The sequence below is a fragment of the Paenibacillus sp. OT2-17 genome (genome assembly GCF_009827695.1).
Lineage (GTDB): Bacteria > Bacillota > Bacilli > Paenibacillales > Paenibacillaceae > Paenibacillus > Paenibacillus polymyxa_B.
This window is the reverse complement of the sequence record NZ_WUDQ01000966.1, coordinates 1-779: the sequence shown is the minus strand read 5'-3', so window position 1 is coordinate 779 and position 779 is coordinate 1. Positions and strand designations below refer to the sequence as shown.

Genomic DNA, 779 nt, shown 5'->3' with positions numbered 1-779 from the left:
GGTCTCCCGTTCGTAAACTTGTCTTCAATGACCAAATACTCGCTAACCTCAGCGTTGACAAAGGGAGCCGTATACGTATGCCTTGAGGTAACGATCATCTCCATGTCGGCTAACCCCAGCTCCCGAAGAGCAGACTGTACTTGCAAGGAAGGGCGGGGGGTGATTTTGTCAATCATGGTCAGGGGGAAGGTTATTTTCTCCTCATTATGCAGATAGTCTGCAAATCCTTCCTCTACCAGGCCTCTGCGAGTCCACTCCTTGGCGATAGCAATCATACTATCCTTTAACAGATCGCCGTTATGGGAGCAATTATCCATGCTCACAAAGGTCATTGGATGCCGCCCCTTCAGGTAACGCCGATAGGCAAGCGAAGTAGCTATGCTCATCACATGCATCGGTTGTTCAGGACCATTCGTCAAATCCCTCTCCACAACAGCCAGATACTTGCCGTCGGGCCCGGTCAGGGCGTATCCTTTTTCCGTGACAGTAAAGCTGGCCATCTGCAGGGACGGATTCTCAAATATTTCAATCAGACGGAGGTAGTCGTCTGGACGATTTTGCTCTGCTGCGAGTCCCTCAACGATGCTTGCGACCACGCTCTTGTGAAATCTTCCGTCAGCACTCATCAACACCAGTAAGGTTAGATTGTCATAAGGCTTATAGACTTTGTCGATCATTTCAAAATCAAAGGCTTCGGCCGCAATAATACCTGTATCCGCTTTCAATTTATTCAGCAGTTGTTGCTGCGCGTTGGCTATCAACCCTCGAAAAATATTGCC

1 protein-coding gene is annotated in these 779 nt (G+C 48.9%); it reads right to left on the bottom strand.

Annotation, left to right across the window (positions count from 1 at the left end):
* Positions 1 to 779: mannitol dehydrogenase family protein (locus GRP75_RS28505; protein WP_483311131.1), on the bottom strand; the 779-nt coding region annotated here is incomplete at both ends.